Genomic DNA, 19,475 nt, shown 5'->3' on the forward strand with positions numbered 1-19,475 from the left:
GTCAGGCGTCGAGCCGGAACATCCAGTTGTGGCGGTCGCGCTCGCGGCCGTACTGGATGTCGGTGAGCTCCTTGCGCAGCGACATGGTCAGCTCCCCCGGGGGCGCGGTGATGTCGCCGACCGTGAAGGTGTCGGACTTGAGCTCGCCGATCGGCGTGATGACCGCGGCCGTTCCGCACGCGAACACCTCGACGATGTCGCCGGACTCCACGCCGTCGCGCCACTCGTCGATCGTCACGCGGCGGCGCTCCACTCGGTGGCCGCGATCGCGCGCGAGCTGCAGCACCGAATCGAGCGTGATGCCCTCCAGGATGCTGTCCGAGTCCGGGGTGACGAGCGTGCCGTCCTTGTAGACGAGCACCACGTTCATGCCGCCGAGCTCCTCGATGTACCGGCCCTCGACCGAGTCGAGGAAGAGCACCTGCGCACAGCCGTGCTCGTACGCCTCCGCCTGCGGGAGCAGGCTCGACGCGTAGTTGCCGCCGGTCTTGGCCGCACCCGTGCCGCCCTTGCCCGCGCGCGACCAGTGGTCGGAGAGCCAGATCGACACCGGGGCGACCCCGCTCGGGAAGTAGGCGCCGGCCGGGCTGGCGATCAGGTAGAACGCCACCTTGTTGGCCGGCCGCACGCCGAGGAAGGCCTCCTTGGCGAACATGAACGGCCGGAGGTAGAGGCTGGTCTCCTCCCGGTCCGGCACCCAGTCGCCGTCGACCGCGATCAGCTGCTTGAGCGAGTCGAGGAAGTGCTCGACCGGCAGCTCGGGCAGGGCGAGGCGGTACGCGGAGCGCTGCATGCGCGCGGCGTTGGCCTCCGGGCGGAAGCTCCAGATGGTGCCGTCGGCGTGCCGGTACGCCTTGAGCCCCTCGAAGATCTCCTGCGCGTAGTGCAGCACGGCCGCAGACGGCTCCAGCTGGATCGGACCGTACGGCGACACCCGCGGTCGGTGCCAGCCGCCCTTGGCCGACCAGCACAGGTCGACCATGTGGTCGGTGAAGTAATTGCCGAACCCGGGGTTCGCCAGGATCTCGTCGCGCTCGGCAGCGCTGCGTGCCGACTCGTTGCGCGTGACGTTCCAGAGGAGCCCCGCGGTCTCGGTGGGGCCGGAGGTGAGGTTGATGCTGGTGGAGGTCATTGGGTGTCCTTTGCTGCGATGCGTCAATTCTGCGCCACGCGGGCCGCGATCGCGTCGCCGACCTCGGAAGTCGTGCGCGCGGTGCCGCTGCGGGCGGCCAGGTCGGACGTCACCGCCTGCTCGACGCGCTCCGCGAGCTCCGGTGCGCCGAGGTGGCGCAGGAGGAGCGCGATGGAGAGGATCGCGGCGGTGGGGTCGGCCTTCTGCTGGCCGGCGATGTCGGGAGCCGATCCGTGAACCGGTTCGAACATGCTCGGGAATTCGCCTGCGGGGTTGATGTTGCCCGAGGCGGCCAGTCCGATGCCGCCGCTGATCGCGGCCGCGAGGTCGGTGAGGATGTCGCCGAAGAGGTTGTCCGTGACGATCACATCGAATCTAGCAGGATCGGTCACGAGGAAGATCGTCGCCGCGTCGACGTGCAGGTAGTCGACGGCCACGTCCGGGTGCTCGGCCGCGACCGCGTCGACGATCCGCTTCCAGAGACCTCCCGCGAACGTCAGCACGTTGGTCTTGTGCACCAGGGTGAGCTTCTTGCGGCGCTGCTCGGCCTGCTGGAACGCGTAGCGCACCACGCGCTCGACGCCGTAAGCGGTGTTGACGGAGACCTCGTTGGCGATCTCGTGCGGCGTTCCCTGACGGATCACGCCGCCGTTGCCGACGTACGGCCCCTCCGTGCCCTCGCGCACCACCACGAAGTCGACCTCGCCGGGGTTCGCGAGCGGGCTCGCGATGCCGGGGAAGAGCGTGGTCGGGCGGAGGTTGACGTAGTGGTCGAGCGAGAACCGCAGCGTGAGCAGCAGCCCGCGTTCGATGTTGGCGCCGGCCAGCCGCGGGTCTCCCGGCCTGCCGCCGACGGCGCCGAGCAGGATGGCGTCGTGGCTCGCGATCGCGGCGAGGTCGTCGTCGGTGAGCACGTCGCCCGTCGCGAGGTAGCGGTCCGCTCCGAGCGAGAAGTGGGTCTTCTCGAACGTCAACTCGCTGCCCGATGCCACCGCGTCGAGCACCTTGACCGCCTCCGCGATCACCTCCGGACCGATTCCGTCCCCCGGGATGACGGCGAGTTGGACGGTTCTGCTCATGACGCTCCTGCACTGATCGGTGGGCGGACGGTTCACCTAACACTATCGCCGCCGTGACGACCCGCATGAAGCGGCGCATTCTGTGCCGTCTCGCACTCATCGGGCGTATGTCGCGCCGCCTCGCGCCGCATGGGCGACGCGGGTCACGGGCGGGCGCGGTGCGGCTCAGTCGCGGACGCGGCGGAGGGTGAGCAGCGCGAGCACGGCGGCGGTCAGCATCAGGGCCACGCCGATGGAGGCCGTGAGGCCGATGCCGCTGTCGAACGCGTGCCGGGCCGACGCCAGCAGATCGGCCGCGGTGCCTGCGGGGAGGCTCTGGGCGACCGTGACGGCTCCGCCGAGGGTGTCGGACGCCGCGGTCGCGTCCGCGGGGCTCAGGCCGGCGGGCAGCACGATCCCGGCGCGGTACGACGCGATGATGATGCTGCCGAGCGTTGCCGTGCCGAGCACGGCGCCGAGCTCGTACGCCGTCTCCGACACCGCGGAGGCGGCGCCGGCCTTGTCGGCCGGGGCCGTGGAGACGATGAGCTCGTTGGAGACGGTCTCCGCCGCGCCGATCCCGGCGCCGAGCAGCACGAACGCCGCCAGCAGGACGCCCCACGAGGCGTCGCCGCCACTCAGCGCCACCAGCAGGTAGCCGGCGGCCGACACGCAGAGGCCGCCCGCGATCACGTAGCCGGGGGCGAGCCTCCGGGCGACAGGAACCACGACGAGACCCGAGACGATCATGGTCGCCAGGCCGGGGAGCAGCACCATCCCCGTCTGCACGGGCGGCATTCCGAGGACGAGCTGCAGGTGCTGCGACACGAAGAACAGGAAGCCGACCAGCGCGATCACGCTCAGCAGGTTGATGAGCACGGCGCCACTGAACGCGGCACGACGGAACAGCCGCATGTCGAGCATCGGGACGGGGCGGCGCAGCTGCCGCATCACGAACAGCACTCCGGCCGCTGCCCCGACGGAGACCGCCAGCACGGGGACGACTGCGAGGCCATGCACGGCGAACTCCTTGATCCCATACACGATCGGCGCCATCGTGAGCAACGAGAGCAGGATCGACACCAGGTCGACGGGGCCCGGGTTCGGATCCCGGGACTCGCGCACGAGAAGCGGCGTGAGCACGAGCAGCGGAACGAGCACAGGCACCGCGAGCAGGAACACCGAGCCCCACCAGAACTGCTCGATCAGCAGGCCGCCGACGATCGGGCCGAGCGCCGACCCGGCCGCGAACCCCGCCGCCCAGATCGCGATGGCGAGGCGCCGCTGCTCCCGGTCGTGGAACACGCTCCGCAGCAACGACAGGGTCGACGGCATGAGCATGGCGCCGAAGAAGCCGAGAGCCGCTCGCGCTGCGATCAGCAGCTCCGCGCTGGGGGCGAAGGCGGCCGCGGCCGACACGGCGGCGAAGCCGGTGGCGCCGATGAGCAGCACCCGCCGTCGTCCGATGCGGTCACCGAGGCTGCCCATGGCGACCAGCAGGCCGGCGAGCACGAGCGGATAGACGTCGACGATCCACAGCATCTGCGTCGCCGACGGTCGCAGGGCTTCTGTGATGGCCGGCAGGGCGAACCCGAGGACCGTGTTGTCGACCGACACCAGCAGCACCGGGAGCATGAGCACGACCAAGGCCGCCCACGCACGGGCGCCGCCCCGGCCGGGGGCCGCGTCGGCGGCGGGCGCGGATGCGGGGCGAGCGATCGTGGACATGAGATTACTGTACCGTCCGGACGGTACAGTAGGCAAGATCGCGCACGACGACGGCTAGCATGGCCCCATGCCCTCCCCCGCCGCTTCCGTATCGTCGGCCAGGTCCGCCGCGCCGGCCCGGTCGGCGCGCGACCGCATCCTCGACGCGTTCGAGGACCTCCTCGCCGAGCAGAGCGAGCGTGCGGCCACCCTCGAAGCGGTCGCCGCACGCGCGGGCGTCTCCAAGGGCGGCCTGCTCTACCACTTCGCGTCCAAGGACGCCCTCGTCGACGGCGTCCTGGAACGATTCGCCGCCGACCTCGCGGAGGACATCGAGCACATGCGCGCCGCACCAGACGGCCCGGTGTCGTACTTCCTGCGCACCTCCATCCCCTCCGACAACCGACTCGAGCGGATGATCGTCGCCATCGCCCGGCTCGCCCAGGCATCCGAAGCCCGGGCCAGCGACGCGCTCGCCGACGCTCAGCGACTGTGGCTCAGCGAGTTGGAGGCCGTCGTCGGCGACCGCATGGTCGCGCGCACGATCATGCTGATCGGCGACGGCATGTATTACAACAGTGCCCTGCTTCCCGCCGCGAACGCCGTGCTCCGCGACGAGACCGACGTGGAGCAGCTCGTCGCTCTGGTCGAGCGCCTCTCGCAGCGCGACTGACCGGCAGGGCTCCCCGCTGCACGTCCCGCGTCCGTGTCGGGTGCCTCACCGACCATCACGCGGCGTTCGAGGAGTGTCGAGGCGCCCCTCTGGTGCGGCTGCATCGAGGAGGCGCTGAAGCGATCGCCGCGTTCGGTCGTCGCGTGTCGCCGCGATGGCGCGCGCCAGCTCGACCGCGGCCTCACCCGTCGCGCCGGCCAGACGCAGCAGCTCGGCGCGCGCCGCATGCGCGCGCGGCGCGAGCGGGCCGTCGAGCAACGCGGGGTCGGCGTCCAGCCCGGCGAGGGCCACCTCCGGGCCGGCGTCTGGACTGTGCCCCAGCGCGACCAGCCGGCCGAGTCGCGCCGCCGCGCTCGGCCACACCCGGATCAGGCCGTCGTAGAGGCGCACGATGGCCGGCCAATCCGTCGCCTCCCACGATGGCGCGACGGCATGCAGCCCGGCGATGCCGGCCTGGAGCGCATATCGGCCGTCGCCCCCTGCCCCGACGTTCGTCAACGCCTCGGTCGCAAGTCGCTCGCCCTCGGTGAGGAGCGCGACGTCCCAGCGGGACCGGTCGGCCTCCCTCAGCGTCGCGAATTCGTCGTCGGAGGTGAGCCGCGTCGCCTGCCGTGCCTCCGTGAGCAACAGGAGGGCCAGCAGGCCCGCGCTCTCCGATCGCCGGGCCACCCGGTGCGCGTCGCGTGCGAGGGCGATGGCGTCGCGGCGCAGTCCGTCGTCGGCGGCAGCGTGCCCGGCGGTGTAGAGCAGGTAGACGGTCGTGAACGCGTCCGGCATCCGGGCTGCGACAGACGCCGTGTCGTCCAGCGAGAAGCGGATGCCGGAGTCGTGGATGCGCTTCTTGGCACGCGTCAGGCGCGCGGCCATCGTGGGCTCGGCGACGAGGAAGGCTTCGGCGATGCGAGCAGTCGGCACGCCGCAGACGTGCCGCAGAGCGAGGGCCACGCGCGCCTCCTGGGCCAGCTCAGGGTGCGCGACCAGCAGGATCAGCTCGAGCCGCTCATCGCCGGTGAACACGGAGCCGCTCAGCATCTCGCCGCCGTCGGCCGCGTCGTCGGCCGCGGCCTTCTCGGCGATGGCCAGCTGCGCGGCGAGCATGGGAGCGATCCGCGTGTCGGCGCGCTCCCGGCGCCGGGCGTCGACCGCGACCCGGCGGGCCACGGTGGTGATCCAGGCGGCGGGGTTGGCGGGTGCGCGCCCCCGCGCGGCCTCGCCGACCGCGCGGGCGAACGCCTCCTGCACCGCGTCCTCCGCGAGCTGGAGGTCTCCCGTCGTGCGGGCGACCGCACCCAGGATCCGGGCGGCGTCCTCGCGGTACGCGCGCTCGATGCGGTCGACCGCCGTCATCCGGCCTCCGCCGTCACCGTGGCCCCGTCCGCTCAGCGCGCGAAGTCGAGCACCAGCACCGGGTACAGCTCGACCCAGCCCCCGGTCGGCACCAGCGCGGCCAGTTCCCTGGCCTGCTCGGGGCTCGACGCGGTGAAGCTGTAGAAGCCGGTCACGACCTCCCGGGTCTCGCCGAACGGCCCGTCGGTGATCAGCGGCTCGCCGCCGCTCTGCGGAGTGATCTTCGTGGCCTTGGCGATCGCCTGCAGAGCGTTCATGGCGAGGATGCGCTCGCCCGCGGCGACCACGGCCTCCTGGAACGCCTGGTGGCCGGCCATCCCCTCCCGCCACTGCTCGGGCGTCATGGAGTCCGGATCCCAGTTCGGCTCGTGGATGAGCAGGACGTATTCGTCGGACATGGTGGTCTCCTCACTTCGATGGGATGTCGATCCGGTGGGACATCGACACCCCTACGACGCAAGTCAACCGCCGAAATCGACAGCGCGCGACAGAAAGTTCCCGAGGGTGCGAAGCAGGGTCAGGACTCGGCGATGTCGATCTCCTGCAGGAGGTCGGCGTCGATGGCGACCCGCACCTTCTCGAGGAGACCCTCGGGTACGCGCGAGTCCACCGTCAGCACGCTGAGCGCCTTGCCGCCGGCCGACGTCCGCGCGATCTGCATGCCCGCGATGTTGATCTTCGCTTCGCCGAACTCGTGGCCGTAGACGGCGACGATCCCGGGGCGGTCGTCGTAGACCATCACGATCAGGTGCTCGGCGATCGGCACCTCCACGTCGTAGCCGTTGATCTCGACGACCTTCTCGATCTGCTTGGTGCCGGTGAGGGTGCCCGACACCGAGACCTGCGATCCGTCGCTCAGCGCGCCGCGCAACGTGATCAGGTTGCGGTACTCCTCGCTCACCGAGTCGGTGATGAGCCGCACCTCGATGCCGCGCTGCTCGGCGAGCAGCGGGGCGTTCACGTACGAGACGGTCTCGCTCACGATGTTGGTGAAGATGCCCTTGAGAGCGGCGAGCTTGAGGACGCTGACGTCGTAGTCGACGAGCTCGCCCCGCACCTCCACGTCGATGCTGGTGAGCGGGCTGTGCGCAAGACCGGAGAACACCTGCCCGAGCTTCTCGACGAGCGGGATGCCGGGGCGGACGTACGGGTCGATCACGCCGCCCGCGACGTTCACCGCGTCGGGGACCAGCTCGCCGGAGAGCGCCAGGCGCACCGACTTGGCCACCGAGACGCCGGCCTTCTCCTGCGCCTCGTCGGTGGACGCGCCGAGGTGCGGCGTGACGACGACGTTCTCGAGACCGAGGAGGGGCGAGTCGGTCGGCGGCTCGCTGACGAACACGTCGAGCCCCGCGCCCGCGATGCTGTGCGTACTGAGCGCCCGGTAGAGGGCGTCCTCGTCGATCAGGCCGCCGCGGGCGACGTTGACGATGAACGCCGTCGGCTTCATCTGAGCGAGCTGATCGTCGGAGATCATCCCGGTCGTCTCGGGCGTCTTGGGCATGTGGATGGTGATGAAGTCCGCCTCGGTCAGCAGCTCGTCGAGGCTGACCAGCTGGACGCCGAGCTGCTGGGCGCGGGCGCTCGTGACGTACGGGTCGTACGCGATCACCTTGGTGCCGAACGCCTGCAGGCGGGCGGTGATGAGGGCGCCGATGCGGCCGAGGCCGATGATGCCGACGGTCTTCTCGTACAACTCGACCCCGGTGTACTTCGAGCGCTTCCACTGCCCCTGCGCGAGCGCGTTGTGGGCGGCGGGGATGTGGCGGGCGAGGCTCAGGATGTGCCCGACCGTGAGCTCGGCTGCCGAGATGATGTTCGAGGTGGGCGCGTTGACCACCATGACGCCGGCGTTCGTCGCGGTCTTGATGTCCACGTTGTCGAGTCCGACGCCTGCGCGCGCGATCACGCGCAGCTGGGGCGCGGCGGCGATCACCTCGGCGTCGACCTTCGTCGCGGAGCGGACGAGGATGGCGTCGGCCTCGGCTACCGCGGAGAGCAGCGCCGGCCGGTCGGTCCCGTCGACGTCGCGGATGTCGAAGTCCGGCCCGAGGGCGTCGACGGTGGCGGGCGAAAGTTCTTCGGCGATCAGCACGACCGGCTTTGTCACGTGGCAGTTCCTTACAGGGAGGCTGGCTTGGGAGAAGGCGCGCAGCAGTCGACGGTGCGCGGGTTGCTTAACTCTAGCGGGAGGGCGCGGGCGCTTTTCGCCGCGTTACAGCGTCACGGCCGCTGCCCGTCACCGGGTGGCGGCGACCGCCGCCCGGACCGTGAGCGGGTCCGTGATGTCGTAGTGTGCGTCGCCGCCGCCGGGGCCGCTCGACGGTCCGGAGACGGTCTGCCGGGCCGAGAGGTGCACGGCGTCGACTCCCGCTGCGATCAGCTCGGGGATGTCCTGCACGCGCACTCCCCCGCCCGCCATCACCTGCAGCCGGCCGCCGACCCGCTGGGCCAGCGCACGGAGACGGCCGGCGCCGTCGATGCTGCGTGCCGCACCTCCCGAGGTCAGGACGCGCGTCACGCCGAGGTCGATCAGTGTCTCGGCCGCCGTGTCCTGGTCGGCGAGCGTGTCGAATGCGCGGTGGAAGGTGACGTCGAGGTCGCCCGCGGCCGCCACGAATCGCTCGAGGGCCGCCCGGTCGATCCGTCCCGTCTCGTCGAGCGCTCCGACGACCACGCCGGCCGCTCCGGCCCGGCGAGCGAAACGGACGTCCGCGAGCGTCGTGTCGAGCTCGTCGGCGTCGTACACGAATCCGCCGCCGCGCGGCCGGACCAGGACATGGACGAGGTCGGGCCGCCCCGCCCCCGCCGCCTCCTCGACCGCAGCCGCGACGAGTCCGGCGGACGGGGTCAGGCCGCCGGTGCCGAGTGCGACGCAGAGCTCGACCCGATCCGCACCGGCCGCGAGGGCGACACGTACGCCCGCGACATCCTGAACGGCGATCTCGACTGCGGCACGGTTGCGGGGCATGCGGCCACGATAGCGGCATTCTCCGAGCCGCCGAGCCGGCGTAGCGTCGGATCCGAGGCGAAAGCACGAACCGACCACGGAGGGAGGCCGACATGCAAGCGACGATCGGAGACCGGATCTGCATCCGGGGCACCACGGTGGAGTCAGCCGACCGCCACGGCGAGGTGGTGGAGGTGCGCGGCGCGGACGGCGGTCCGCCCTATCTCGTGCGGTTCGACGACGGCCACGAGACGCTCGTCTTCCCCGGAACCGACGCGGTCATCGAGCACAGCGCCGTCTGACGAGCGGCACGCCGCCTTCGATGCAGGGATGACGAAGGGGCCGCGCCAGGGCGCGGCCCCTTCGTCGACGTCAGGACGTCAGGGTGCTGTGGTGCGCGACTGAGGGATCAGCGCGCGACCTCGCCGTCCACGTAGTCGTCGTCGTTCGACGCGTTCCACGCGAAGAGCTTGCGCAGCTCGCGGCCCGTGGCCTCGATGGGGTGCTGCTCGCCCTTCGCGCGGAGCGCCAGGAACTCCGGCGCACCGGCGTCCTGGTCGGCGATGAAGCGCTTGGCGAACGTGCCGTCCTGGATGTCGGAGAGCACGGCCTTCATGTTCTCCTTGACGTGCGGGTCGATCACGCGCGGGCCGGAGACGTAGTCGCCGTACTCGGCCGTGTCGGAGACGCTCCAGCGCTGCTTGGCGATGCCGCCCTCCCACATCAGGTCCACGATGAGCTTGAGCTCGTGCAGCACCTCGAAGTAGGCCACCTGCGGCTGGTAGCCGGCCTCGGTCAGGGTCTCGAAACCGTACTGGACGAGCTGCGAGACGCCGCCGCACAGCACGGCCTGCTCACCGAAGAGGTCCGTCTCGGTCTCCTCGGTGAACGTGGTCTTGATACCGCCGGCGCGCAGACCGCCGATGCCCTTCGCGTAGGAGAGGACGAGCGGCCAGGCGTTGCCGGTCGCATCCTTCTCGACGGCGACGATGACGGGAACGCCGCGACCCGCCTCGTACTCGCGTCGCACGGTGTGGCCCGGTCCCTTGGGTGCGACCATGATGACGTCGACGCCCTCGGGGGCTTCGATGTAGCCGAAGCGGATGTTGAAGCCGTGGCCGAAGACGAGAGCGTTGCCCTCATCGAGGTTGGCCTGGATGTCGTCGGCGTAGAGGTTGCGCTGCACCTGGTCGGGCGCGAGGATGACCACCACGTCGGCCCACTTGGCCGCGTCTGCGGCGGAGAGGACGCGGAAGCCCGCCTCCTCGGCCTTCGGCTTGGACTTCGAGCCTTCCTTGAGTCCGATGACGACCTCGACGCCGGAGTCGCGGAGGTTCTGCGCGTGCGCGTGGCCCTGCGAGCCGTAGCCGATGACCGCGACCTTCTTGCTCTGGATGATCGAGAGGTCCGCGTCGTTGTCGTAGTAGATCTCAGCCACTTTGTGGGTTCTCCTTCTTGGTGTGGTTCTGTCGCCCGGAGGCGGATTCAGTTTCGGAAGACGCGCTCGGTGATGGACTTGCCGCCGCGGCCGATCGCGAGGAGGCCCGACTGCGCCATCTCTTTGATCCCGTACGGCTCGAGCACCTTGAGCAGCGCCTGGGTCTTGCCGCTGTCACCGGTGACCTCGATCACGAGGGCGTCGGTGGCCACGTCGACGACGCGGGCGCGGAAGAGGTTGACCGCCTCCAGCACCTGGGAGCGCGTCGAGTTGTCGACGCGGACTTTGATGAGGAGGTGCTCGCGCTGTACCGACTGTGCCGGGTCGAGCTCGACGATCTTGATGACGTTGATCAGCTTGTTGAGCTGCTTGGTGACCTGCTCGAGCGGGAGGTCTTCGACGTCGACCACCACGGTGATGCGCGAGAGTCCCTCGACCTCGCTGGTGCCCACCGCGAGCGAGTGGATGTTGAAGCCGCGGCGGGCGAACAGGCCGGCGACGCGGGTCAGCAGACCGGGCTTGTCCTCGACGAGGAGGCTCAGAACGTGGCTGCTCATGGTTACTCCTCTCCGAAGGCGGGGCTGTGGTCGCGGGCGTACTGCACGTAGCTGTTGCTGACGCCCTGCGGGACCATCGGCCACACCATGGCGTCGGCGCTGACGACGAAGTCGATGACGACCGGCCGGTCGTTCGTCTCCAGCGCCAGCTTGATGGCCGCGTCGACCTCCTCCTCTTTCGTGACGCGGATGCCGAGGGCGCCGTACGCCTCGGCGAGCTTCACGAAGTCGGGCACGCGCACGGTGTCGTGACCGGTGTTGAGGTCGGTGTTCGAGTAGCGGCCGTCGTAGAACAGCGTCTGCCACTGGCGCACCATCCCGAGCGACGAGTTGTTGATGATCGCCACCTTGATCGGGATGTCGTTGATCGTGCAGGTGGCGAGCTCCTGATTCGTCATCTGGAAGCAGCCGTCGCCGTCGATCGCCCACACCACCCGGTCGGGCTGGGCCACCTTGGCGCCCATCGCCGCGGGCACGGAGTAGCCCATCGTGCCTGCGCCGCCCGAGTTGAGCCAGGAGTTGGGGCGCTCGTACTTGATGAACTGCGCCGCCCACATCTGGTGCTGCCCGACCCCGGCGGTGTAGATGGCCTCCGGCCCGGTCAGCTCGCCGATGCGCTGGATGATGTGCTGCGGCGCGAGCAGGCCGTCACTGGTCGGCGTGTACCCGAGCGGGAACTCCTCGCGGAGCCCGTTGAGGTACGTCCACCATTCGACCAGGTCGGGCTCGGCGCCCCGGGTGGCCTCTCGGAAGGCCGCGGTCAGATCGACGATGACGTCCTTGGCATCGCCGACGATGGGGACGTCGGCGACGCGGATCTTGGAGATCTCGGCAGGGTCGACGTCGACGTGCACGATCTTCGCGTTCGGGGCGAAGAGGGAGGTGTTGCCGGTGACCCGGTCGTCGAAGCGCGCGCCGAGGGAGACGATGAGGTCGGACTCCTGGAGGGCGAGCACCGCGGGGACCGTGCCGTGCATGCCGGGCATGCCGAGGTGCTGCTGGTGCGTGTCCGGGAAGGCCCCGCGCGCCATCAGTGTGGTCACGACCGGCGCTCCGGTGGCCTCGGCGAGCTCGAGGAGCTCCTGCGAAGCCCGGGAGCGGATCACGCCTCCCCCGACGTAGAGCACCGGCTTCTTGGACTCGGCCAGCAGCTGGGCGGCGGCCAGGATCTGCTTTCCGTGGGCCTTGGTGATCGGTCGGTAGCCCGGCAGGTCGATCTTGGGAGGCCAGACGAACGGCACCTCGTTCTGCTGCGCGTCCTTGGTGATGTCGACCAGGACGGGCCCCGGGCGCCCGGTTCCGGCGATGTGGTACGCCGCGGCGATGGTCGCCGGGATGTCCTCGGCCTTCTTGACCAGGAAGGAGTGCTTGGTGATCGGCATCGTGATGCCGACGATGTCGGCTTCCTGGAACGCGTCGGTGCCCATGAGGGTGGAGAAGACCTGGCCCGTGATGAACACGACGGGAACCGAGTCCATGTGCGCGTCCATGATGGCGGTGACCAGGTTCGTCGCGCCGGGCCCGGAGGTCGCCATCGCGACGCCGACCTTGTTGGAGGCCGACGCGTAGCCTTCGGCCGCGTGACCGCCGCCCTGCTCGTGACGGACCAGGATGTGCCGGATGACGGACGAGTCCATGATGGCGTCGTAGATGGGGAGGATCGCGCCGCCCGGCAGCCCGAAGACGTCGGTGACGCCGAGGAGCTCGAGGGTGCGGACGACCGACTGGGAGCCGGTCAGGGTTTCGGGCGACGCCTTTCCTGGCGTCGCGGAGGGCAACACTGTGCTGGGGGTTGCATCCGGCGTCATGCCTTATCGATCCCTTACGTGCGAATGGTGGATGGAGCTGTGTCGAGGCGAAGGGCTACCCCGTGACCGCGCCCTCCGCAGCGGAGCGCACGAGCTTGGAGTACTTCGCGAGAACGCCACGGGTATAGCGCGGAGGAAGAGGCGCCCAGCCGTCACGGCGGGCGGTCAGCTCTGACTCGTCGACCAGTAGGTCGAGGGAGCGAGCCGCGATATCGACCCGTATCAGATCACCATCGCGCACGAAGGCGATGGGACCTGCGTCCACCGCTTCGGGTGCTATGTGGCCGATGCACAGGCCGGTTGTGCCGCCTGAGAATCGTCCGTCCGTCAATAGTAGTACATCCTTGCCGAGCCCCGCGCCCTTGATGGCGGCGGTGATCGCGAGCATCTCGCGCATGCCGGGGCCGCCCTTGGGGCCTTCGTAGCGGATGATCACGACGTCGCCCGCATTGATGCGCCCCTCGGTGAGTGCGTCCATGGCCGCGCGCTCGCGCTCGAACACGCGGGCCGGCCCCTCGAACACCTCGGCGTCGAAGCCGGCGGTCTTGACCACGGCGCCCTCCGGAGCGAGTGATCCCTTGAGGATCGTCAGGCCGCCCGTGGGGTGGATGGGGTTGTCGAGCGACCGCATGACGTTGCCGTCGGGAGCCGGCGGGTTGATCTCCGCGAGGTTCTCGGCGACGGTCTTGCCGGTGACCGTGAGGCAGTCGCCGTGCAGCAGCCCGGCGTCGAGGAGGGCCTTCATGACGACGGGGACGCCGCCGTGTCGGTCGACGTCGTTCATGACGTACTTGCCGAACGGCTTGAGGTCGCCGATATGCGGAACCTTCGACCCGATGCGGTTGAAGTCGTCGATCGTGAGATCGACGTCGGCTTCGTGCGCGATCGCGAGGAGGTGCAGCACGACGTTGGTGGAGCCGCCGAAGGCCATCGCGACCGCGATCGCGTTCTCGAACGCCTTCTTGGTGAGGATGTCGCGCGCGGTGATGCCCTGCTTGAGCAGGTTCACGACCGCCTCGCCGGAGCGGTGCGCGAAGTAGTCACGACGGCGGTCGGCCGACGGCGGGGCCGCGGAGCCCGGGAGGCTCATGCCGAGTGCCTCCGCGACACTGGCCATGGTGTTGGCGGTGTACATGCCGCCGCAGGCGCCCTCGCCCGGCGCGATCGCGCACTCGATGCGCTTGAGATCCTCTTCGCTCATCTTGCCGGCCTTGCACGCGCCGACGGCCTCGAACGAGTCGATGATCGTGACGTCCTTCTCGGTGCCGTCGCTGAGCTTCACCCAGCCGGGTGCGATCGAGCCCGCGTAGAGGAAGACGGCCGCCAGATCGAGCCGGGCCGCCGCCATGAGCATGCCGGGCAGGGACTTGTCGCAGCCCGCGAGCAGCACCGTGCCGTCGAGGCGCTCGGCCATCATGACCGTCTCGACCGAGTCGGCGATGACCTCGCGCGAGACGAGCGAGAAGTGCATGCCCTCGTGGCCCATGGAGATGCCGTCCGAGACCGAGATCGTGCCGAACTGCAGCGGGTACCCGCCTCCGGAGTGCACGCCCTCTTTCGCACCCTGCGCGAGGCGGTCGAGCGAGAGGTTGCAGGGTGTGATCTCGTTCCACGAGCTCGCGATTCCGATCTGGGGCTTCTCCCAGTCGGCGTCGCCCATGCCCACGGCCCGGAGCATCCCGCGGCTCGTGGTGGCTTCGATCCCGTCCGTGACGACGCGCGAACGCGGCTTCCAATCGATCTCTGGCATGTGACAACTCTAGGACCGTTTGGATGCCCGCTCGTCCATACGTCCGCCGCCGTGGAGAACGCGCGGCCGCGTCAGGTTGTGGAGGACGGCCGCGCGCCGGCACGGGCGTCGGCGAGCAGCGTCAGCAGGGTGGCGATGGCCCGCTCGTCGGCGACGCGGAACTGCGCGGCCGTCTCGCCCTCGCCCACCTTGATCCCGACATCGCCCGTGCTGGGATCGAGCACGGAGAAGCCGTCCTCGTCGGTCACGTCATCGCCGGCGAAGAGCACGGCGGTCGCGCCGGTGTACTCGCGCAGCCGCTGGATCCCGTCGCCCTTGTGCGCCTCGCGCACGGAGAACTCGATGATGTCCTTGCCGTCGCGCACCGTGAGACCGTCGCTGACGGCGCCGGCGGCCTCGTACGCTGCAGCCACGACCTCGGCGCCGCGGCCACCCTCCACCGTGCGGTAGTGCACGCCGTAGCCGACCGGCTTGACCTCGAGCTTGGTGCCGGGGAACGAGTCCACCAGCTCCCGGAGCGCGTCGCCGAGTCGCGTCAGGGTGTCGCGCTCGGCGTCCGTGAGGTCGAGCGCCACACCGTCGCGGCCGAAGCGGATCTCCACCCCGTGGGAGCCGATCAGCAGCGCGTCCTCGTCGGCCTCCGTCACGATCTCCAGGCTCTCGAGCGGACGCCCGGAGACATAGGCGACCCAGGTCCGCGGCAGGTGCTCGAGCCGGTCGAGGGCCGCCTTCGACTCCGGGAGCGCACGAGCGCCGCGCGGCACGTCGACGAAGGGGGCGAGCGTGCCGTCGAAGTCGAGGGCGAGCAGGAGTCGCTCGGCCGAGGCGAGCCGCGCCACGGCGTTGGCGAGGGCGATGGCGGCGGGCTGGGGCGGTGCCGTCCGGTTCTGCGCGGACGAGGAGGAGGTGTCGGTCATTCGATTCTCGGGTCAGCGCCGGTTGACCGGCGGGTTCTGCAGGGGGTGGTCTCCGTGCGCGCTGCGTGTGAGCGCGTCGAGGAAGCTCGCGGACCAGCGGGCGACGTCGTTGGTCAGCACCTTTTTGCGCAGGGCGCGCATGCGCCGCACCCGGTCGCGCTTGGGCATCGCGATCGCCTGCAGGATCGTGTCCTTCAGGCCCTCGATGTCGTGCGGGTTGATCAGCAGCGCTTGACGGAGTTCGTCGGAGGCGCCGGCGAACTCGCTGAGCACCAGCACGCCGTCCTCGTCGACGCGCGTCGCCACGTACTCCTTGGCCACCAGGTTCATACCGTCGCGCAGCGCCGTCACCAGCATGACGTCGGCGGCCAGGTACAGCGCGACCATCTCCTCCCGCGGGTAGCCGTGGTGGAGGTAGGCGACGGCTGTGTGGCCGAGCGTCGCGTAGTCCCCGTTGATCCGCCCGACCGTGAGCTCGATCTCGTCGCGCAGCTGACGGTACGTCTCGACCCGCTCGCGGCTAGGGCTCGCCACCTGCACGAGCGTGACCTTCTCGACGTCGACGCGCTCGTCGCGCAGCAGTTCGCCGAACGCCTTGAGCCGGTGACCGATCCCCTTGGTGTAGTCGAGCCGGTCGACGCCCAGCATGATCGTCTCAGGGTCGCCGAGCTCGTGGCGGATCTCCTTGGCGCGCGCCTGGATATCCGGGCGCCGGGCGAGGGTCTGATACTGCTCGGCGTCGATCGAGATCGGGAACGCGCGGGCCAGCACCGTGCGGACGAGACCGCCGTGCCGGTTGGTGGTCACGTGGCGATGCGAGCCCGCCTCAGGATCGTCGCTGTCGATCGGGACCTCGATGATCGGGCCGCGTGTCTCGAAGCCCTTGAGCCGACGCACCGCGCGCGAGAAGTTGCCCGCGTCGGCGACGCGCTGGAAGCCGATGACGTCGGCGCCCAGGAGCCCGTCGATGATCTGCCGCCGCCACGGCAGCTGCGAGTAGATGCCGTACGGCGGGAACGGGATGTGATTGAAGAACCCGATGACCAGGTCGGGGCGGACCTCCCGGAGCATGGCGGGCACCAGCTGCAGCTGGTAATCGTGGACCCAGACCACGGCGCCCCGGGCGGCCGCACCGGCTGCCGCGTCGGCGAACCGGCGGTTGACCCGCACGTAGCTCTCCCACCATTCGCGGTGGTAGCTCGGCTGGGCGATGACGTCGTGGTACAGGGGCCAGAGGGTGTCGTTGGAGAACCCCTCGTAATACTCCTGCAGTTCCTGCTCGCTCAGGGCGACGGGGAGGATGTTGATGCCGTCGGCTTCGAACGGCTCGACCTCCTCATCGGCCACACCGGCCCAGCCGACCCAGACGCCGTCCTCGGCCCTCATGACCGGCTGCAGCGCCGTCACGAGGCCGCCGGGCGAGGGTCGCCAGCTGGCCTGTCCGCTCTCGTCGACGACGCGGTCGACCGGGAGCCGGTTGGACACGATCACCAGTTCGTACGTTTCGGTTCGTGCTGTTTCGGACGTCGTGCTGATGGTGGGTCAACTCCCCCGTCGAGGTCGGATGCTCGTACCGTCACAGTACCAGCGCGCTCGGGAACGTCAGGGGGCTTGCGTTACCGGTGCGACACGGCTCGTTCAGCACCGGTGATTAGAGTGACGACGTGATGCGCATCGGCATGGGCACGACCTGCGTCTACCCGCTCGGGGTCGAAGCAGCCTTCCGCACGGCCGCCGAGCTCGGCTTCGACGGCGTCGAGGTGATGGTCACACGCGACGAGACGACCCAGTCCGTTCGGGCGCTGCGGGCTCTCGCCGAGCGCTACGGGACGCGGGTGCTGAGCATCCACGCTCCGGTCCTGCTGCTGACCCACTTCGTATGGGGTCGCGACCCCCGCGTCAAGCTCGAGCGGTCGGCGGAGCTCGCCGCCGAGCTCGGAGCGGACACCGTCGTCGTCCATCCGCCGTTCCGCTGGCAGTCGGGTTACGCGGAGGACTTCCTCGGCATCGTCCGGGCGACGGCAGAGGCGACCGGGATCGTCGTCGCGGTCGAGAACATGTTCCCGTGGAAGGTCGCCGGACGATCGATGGCCGGGTACGTTCCGCACTGGAACCCCGTCGGGATGGACTGCGACGCGGTCACGCTCGATTTCTCGCACGCGGCCCTCAGCGGCGTGGACGGCCTCGAACTGGCGCGGGCGCTCGGCCACCGGCTCCGCCACGTGCACCTGTGCGACGGCTCCGGAGCCCCCGGGCACCCGCAGGCCGACGACTCGCGGGTGTTCGACGAGCACCTGGTGCCCGGTCGCGGCCGCCAGCCGGTCGCCGCGGTGCTCCGATCGCTCGCCGCCTCCGGGTGGAGCGGCTCGATCGTCGCGGAGGTCAACACCCGGAAGGCCCGAGACGCCGGCGAACGCCGCGCGATGCTGCAGGAGACCCTCGACTTCGCCCGTGCGCACACCGCGCCGACGGCCGGTGAAGCGGAGGGCGGGCCGTTGCCGCCCGCCGCTACTGCGCCCGGCCCAGCAGTCTCACCAGCGCGCTCGAGTACTGCCCGTAACCCGTTGCGGTCGGGTGGAAGGCGTCGGTCCCGCTGACGTTGACCCAGGGCGCCTTCGATCCGATGCCGTGACCGGCGAAGTCGACGCCGACGTACGTGATCGGAACGCCGGCGGCCCGCTGGGCGGAGACGACGTCCTGGATCGTCTGATTGAGCCCGAGCGCCGCCGCGTTGATGGCTGTGGCCGTACCGAAGTCGGCTGCCTTCGGGTTCGAGTTGTCGAAGATGACGACGTACCCGGTGACGACGATGCGTGCGTTGGGCGCGGCGTCGTGGACGGCTCCGTACACGGCGGAAAGGCGCTGCGGGAGGATGTTGAGGAGCGAGAGCGCGGACGACACGCCGTCTCGGCAGGCCACTGCTTTGCCTGCCGAGCATTCCGCGGCGATGTCGGCGACGCCCAGGTCGTTCCCGCCCACGCTCACCGTCACCAGGTCGGTGCGGTCGTCGAGCGCGATGAGCTGGTGCTTGAGCAGGTCGGAGGTCGTCGCCCCCGCGCACGCCGCGTTGACGACGAGGTCGATCCCGGCCGCGCGGGCGAAGTCGTTCGGGTAGCTGTTCGGACTGAGCCGGCACTTGCCCGACTCGTCTCCGCCGCCCATCCCCGCCGAGAAGGAGTCGCCCAGCGCGACGTACCGCGTGCGCTCCGTCAGCGGCTTCCTGGGGAACGGATCGGGAGTCGGAGAGGCGGTGGGTGTCGGCCGCGGAGTCGCGTCGGGTGCGATGTCCGGCGCGCCGGGTGAGGCGCAGGCGGCCGTGGCGAGGAGCACGAACGCGCCCAGGGCGGCCGTGAGAGCGGAGGGAAGCACTCTGCGTCGCATCGAGCACACGTTACCCGCTGGTCCTCGCGGTTCGATCAGAACCGGCGCAATGGTCTCTGGGTATCGTGGCCGGTCAGACCCGCTCGGTGAGCGCGAGGAGGACGGCGGGCACCGACTCCGACAGGCGTTCCGAGAACTTGCGTCCGTCACCGGAGAGCAGTGCGCGTGCCTCGCCGTTCGCGCACAGCTCGGCGATGAGGCGCACCGCCTCCTCCGGATCGATCGTGAAGCGCCGCCGGGCGCTGGCGAGCGCGGCGACGACGGTCTCGGTGAGCTCTTGGAAGAAGCCGTCCTGGTAGCGCAGGAAGTCGGCCGAGATCTCCGGGTCGCGCAGCGCGAGCAGCAGGAACTCGGACTGGACGAGCCACCAGCGCCGGTCGTCCGACTGGAGTTCGAGGATGCGGGTGATCGTGCGGACGACGTCGGCGTCGTCGAGCTCGACGCCTCCGGCCCCGACGAGCGGCCGCAGGAATTTCTCGACACCGGCGTCGAGCTGCTGGAGCCGCATGACCTTCTCGCGCTCCATCAATGCGAAGAACAGCTCTTCTTTGCTGGTGAAGTTCGAGTAGAACGCGCCGCGCGTGAAGCCCGCCGCCTCGACGATCGTCTCGACGCTCGCCGCTTTGACGCCCTGCTCGGCGAAGACGTCGAACGCCGCGTCGAGCAGGCGCTCCCTGGTGCGCCGACGGCGTGCGGACTCGACGGGGGCGTCGTCTCTGAGAGCCGTGCTGTCCAAGCTGAAACCTTCCTGGATCGA

Annotated in this window: 18 protein-coding genes; 3 read left to right on the forward strand and 15 right to left on the reverse strand. The window is 70.0% G+C overall.

What is annotated here, in order from left to right; all coding sequences use genetic code 11:
• Position 1: 1 nt before the first annotated feature.
• From Q0Q23_RS02590 to Q0Q23_RS02600, 3 genes are all read right to left on the reverse strand, one after another.
• Positions 2 to 1,132, reverse strand: a complete 1,131-nt coding sequence (locus Q0Q23_RS02590) for a branched-chain amino acid aminotransferase (RefSeq protein ID WP_295118847.1) — start codon at positions 1,130 to 1,132, stop codon at positions 2 to 4.
• Between the two features lie 23 nt (positions 1,133 to 1,155).
• A complete protein-coding gene (locus tag Q0Q23_RS02595; protein WP_295118850.1) occupies positions 1,156 to 2,211 on the reverse strand; it encodes a 3-isopropylmalate dehydrogenase in 1,056 nt (351 codons plus the stop codon).
• Positions 2,212 to 2,376: 165 nt separating this feature from the next.
• On the reverse strand, positions 2,377 to 3,918 hold the full coding sequence (locus tag Q0Q23_RS02600) for an MFS transporter (RefSeq protein WP_295118853.1): 1,542 nt from the start codon (positions 3,916 to 3,918) through the stop codon (positions 2,377 to 2,379).
• Between the two features lie 67 nt (positions 3,919 to 3,985).
• Here Q0Q23_RS02600 and Q0Q23_RS02605 point away from each other — a divergent pair, with 67 nt between their 5' ends.
• The gene (locus Q0Q23_RS02605) at positions 3,986 to 4,570 is read left to right on the forward strand and encodes a TetR/AcrR family transcriptional regulator (RefSeq protein ID WP_295118856.1); all 585 of its coding nucleotides are present in this window, start codon (positions 3,986 to 3,988) and stop codon (positions 4,568 to 4,570) included.
• Positions 4,571 to 4,615: 45 nt separating this feature from the next.
• Here Q0Q23_RS02605 and Q0Q23_RS02610 read toward each other — a convergent pair whose 3' ends face one another.
• The 4 genes from Q0Q23_RS02610 to Q0Q23_RS02625 form a co-directional block, all read right to left on the reverse strand.
• The gene (locus tag Q0Q23_RS02610) at positions 4,616 to 5,917 is read right to left on the reverse strand and encodes an RNA polymerase sigma factor (protein ID WP_295118859.1); all 1,302 of its coding nucleotides are present in this window, start codon (positions 5,915 to 5,917) and stop codon (positions 4,616 to 4,618) included.
• Positions 5,918 to 5,949: 32 nt separating this feature from the next.
• Complete coding sequence (locus tag Q0Q23_RS02615) at positions 5,950 to 6,315, reverse strand: YciI family protein (protein WP_295118862.1); 366 nt, start codon at positions 6,313 to 6,315, stop codon at positions 5,950 to 5,952.
• 119 nt (positions 6,316 to 6,434) lie between these two features.
• Entirely contained in the window at positions 6,435 to 8,027 is a 1,593-nt protein-coding gene (serA, locus tag Q0Q23_RS02620; RefSeq protein WP_295118865.1) for a phosphoglycerate dehydrogenase, read from the reverse strand.
• A gap of 129 nt (positions 8,028 to 8,156) precedes the next feature.
• Positions 8,157 to 8,888, reverse strand: coding sequence for a copper homeostasis protein CutC (locus tag Q0Q23_RS02625; protein ID WP_295118867.1), 732 nt, complete (start codon positions 8,886 to 8,888; stop codon positions 8,157 to 8,159).
• A gap of 92 nt (positions 8,889 to 8,980) precedes the next feature.
• Between Q0Q23_RS02625 and Q0Q23_RS02630 the strand changes: the two genes are divergently transcribed.
• The gene (locus Q0Q23_RS02630) at positions 8,981 to 9,169 is read left to right on the forward strand and encodes a DUF1918 domain-containing protein (RefSeq protein ID WP_295118869.1); all 189 of its coding nucleotides are present in this window, start codon (positions 8,981 to 8,983) and stop codon (positions 9,167 to 9,169) included.
• Positions 9,170 to 9,276: 107 nt separating this feature from the next.
• On the opposite strand, the gene ilvC is transcribed toward Q0Q23_RS02630, so the two are convergent.
• The 6 genes from ilvC to otsA all read right to left on the reverse strand — a co-directional run bounded on the left by ilvC (position 9,277) and on the right by otsA (position 16,822).
• Positions 9,277 to 10,305: a ketol-acid reductoisomerase gene (ilvC, locus tag Q0Q23_RS02635; protein WP_295118872.1), complete on the reverse strand. Its 1,029-nt coding sequence runs from the start codon at positions 10,303 to 10,305 to the stop codon at positions 9,277 to 9,279.
• A gap of 47 nt (positions 10,306 to 10,352) precedes the next feature.
• Positions 10,353 to 10,862, reverse strand: coding sequence for an acetolactate synthase small subunit (gene ilvN / locus Q0Q23_RS02640; protein WP_295118875.1), 510 nt, complete (start codon positions 10,860 to 10,862; stop codon positions 10,353 to 10,355).
• Between the two features lie 2 nt (positions 10,863 to 10,864).
• Positions 10,865 to 12,670 (reverse strand): acetolactate synthase large subunit, encoded by a 1,806-nt coding sequence (locus Q0Q23_RS02645; protein ID WP_295118878.1) that lies wholly within the window; start codon positions 12,668 to 12,670, stop codon positions 10,865 to 10,867.
• A gap of 55 nt (positions 12,671 to 12,725) precedes the next feature.
• Entirely contained in the window at positions 12,726 to 14,420 is a 1,695-nt protein-coding gene (ilvD, locus tag Q0Q23_RS02650) for a dihydroxy-acid dehydratase (RefSeq protein ID WP_295118881.1), read from the reverse strand.
• A gap of 71 nt (positions 14,421 to 14,491) precedes the next feature.
• Complete coding sequence (otsB, locus tag Q0Q23_RS02655) at positions 14,492 to 15,337, reverse strand: trehalose-phosphatase (protein ID WP_295118884.1); 846 nt, start codon at positions 15,335 to 15,337, stop codon at positions 14,492 to 14,494.
• A gap of 12 nt (positions 15,338 to 15,349) precedes the next feature.
• A complete protein-coding gene (gene otsA, locus Q0Q23_RS02660; RefSeq protein WP_295118886.1) occupies positions 15,350 to 16,822 on the reverse strand; it encodes an alpha,alpha-trehalose-phosphate synthase (UDP-forming) in 1,473 nt (490 codons plus the stop codon).
• 182 nt (positions 16,823 to 17,004) lie between these two features.
• Here otsA and Q0Q23_RS02665 point away from each other — a divergent pair, with 182 nt between their 5' ends.
• Positions 17,005 to 17,934 (forward strand): sugar phosphate isomerase/epimerase, encoded by a 930-nt coding sequence (locus tag Q0Q23_RS02665; protein WP_363316232.1) that lies wholly within the window; start codon positions 17,005 to 17,007, stop codon positions 17,932 to 17,934.
• Here the strand turns inward: Q0Q23_RS02665 and Q0Q23_RS02670 are convergent.
• Entirely contained in the window at positions 17,846 to 18,718 is an 873-nt protein-coding gene (locus tag Q0Q23_RS02670) for an SGNH/GDSL hydrolase family protein (RefSeq protein ID WP_295118891.1), read from the reverse strand. The two genes, Q0Q23_RS02665 and Q0Q23_RS02670, sit on opposite strands and share 89 nt — an antisense overlap.
• Positions 18,719 to 18,791: 73 nt before the next feature.
• Complete coding sequence (locus Q0Q23_RS02675; RefSeq protein WP_295118893.1) at positions 18,792 to 19,454, reverse strand: TetR/AcrR family transcriptional regulator; 663 nt, start codon at positions 19,452 to 19,454, stop codon at positions 18,792 to 18,794.
• Between the last annotated feature and the right edge of the window lie 21 nt (positions 19,455 to 19,475).

It is taken from the genome of uncultured Leifsonia sp., from assembly GCF_945957465.1.
Classification (GTDB): domain Bacteria; phylum Actinomycetota; class Actinomycetes; order Actinomycetales; family Microbacteriaceae; genus Leifsonia.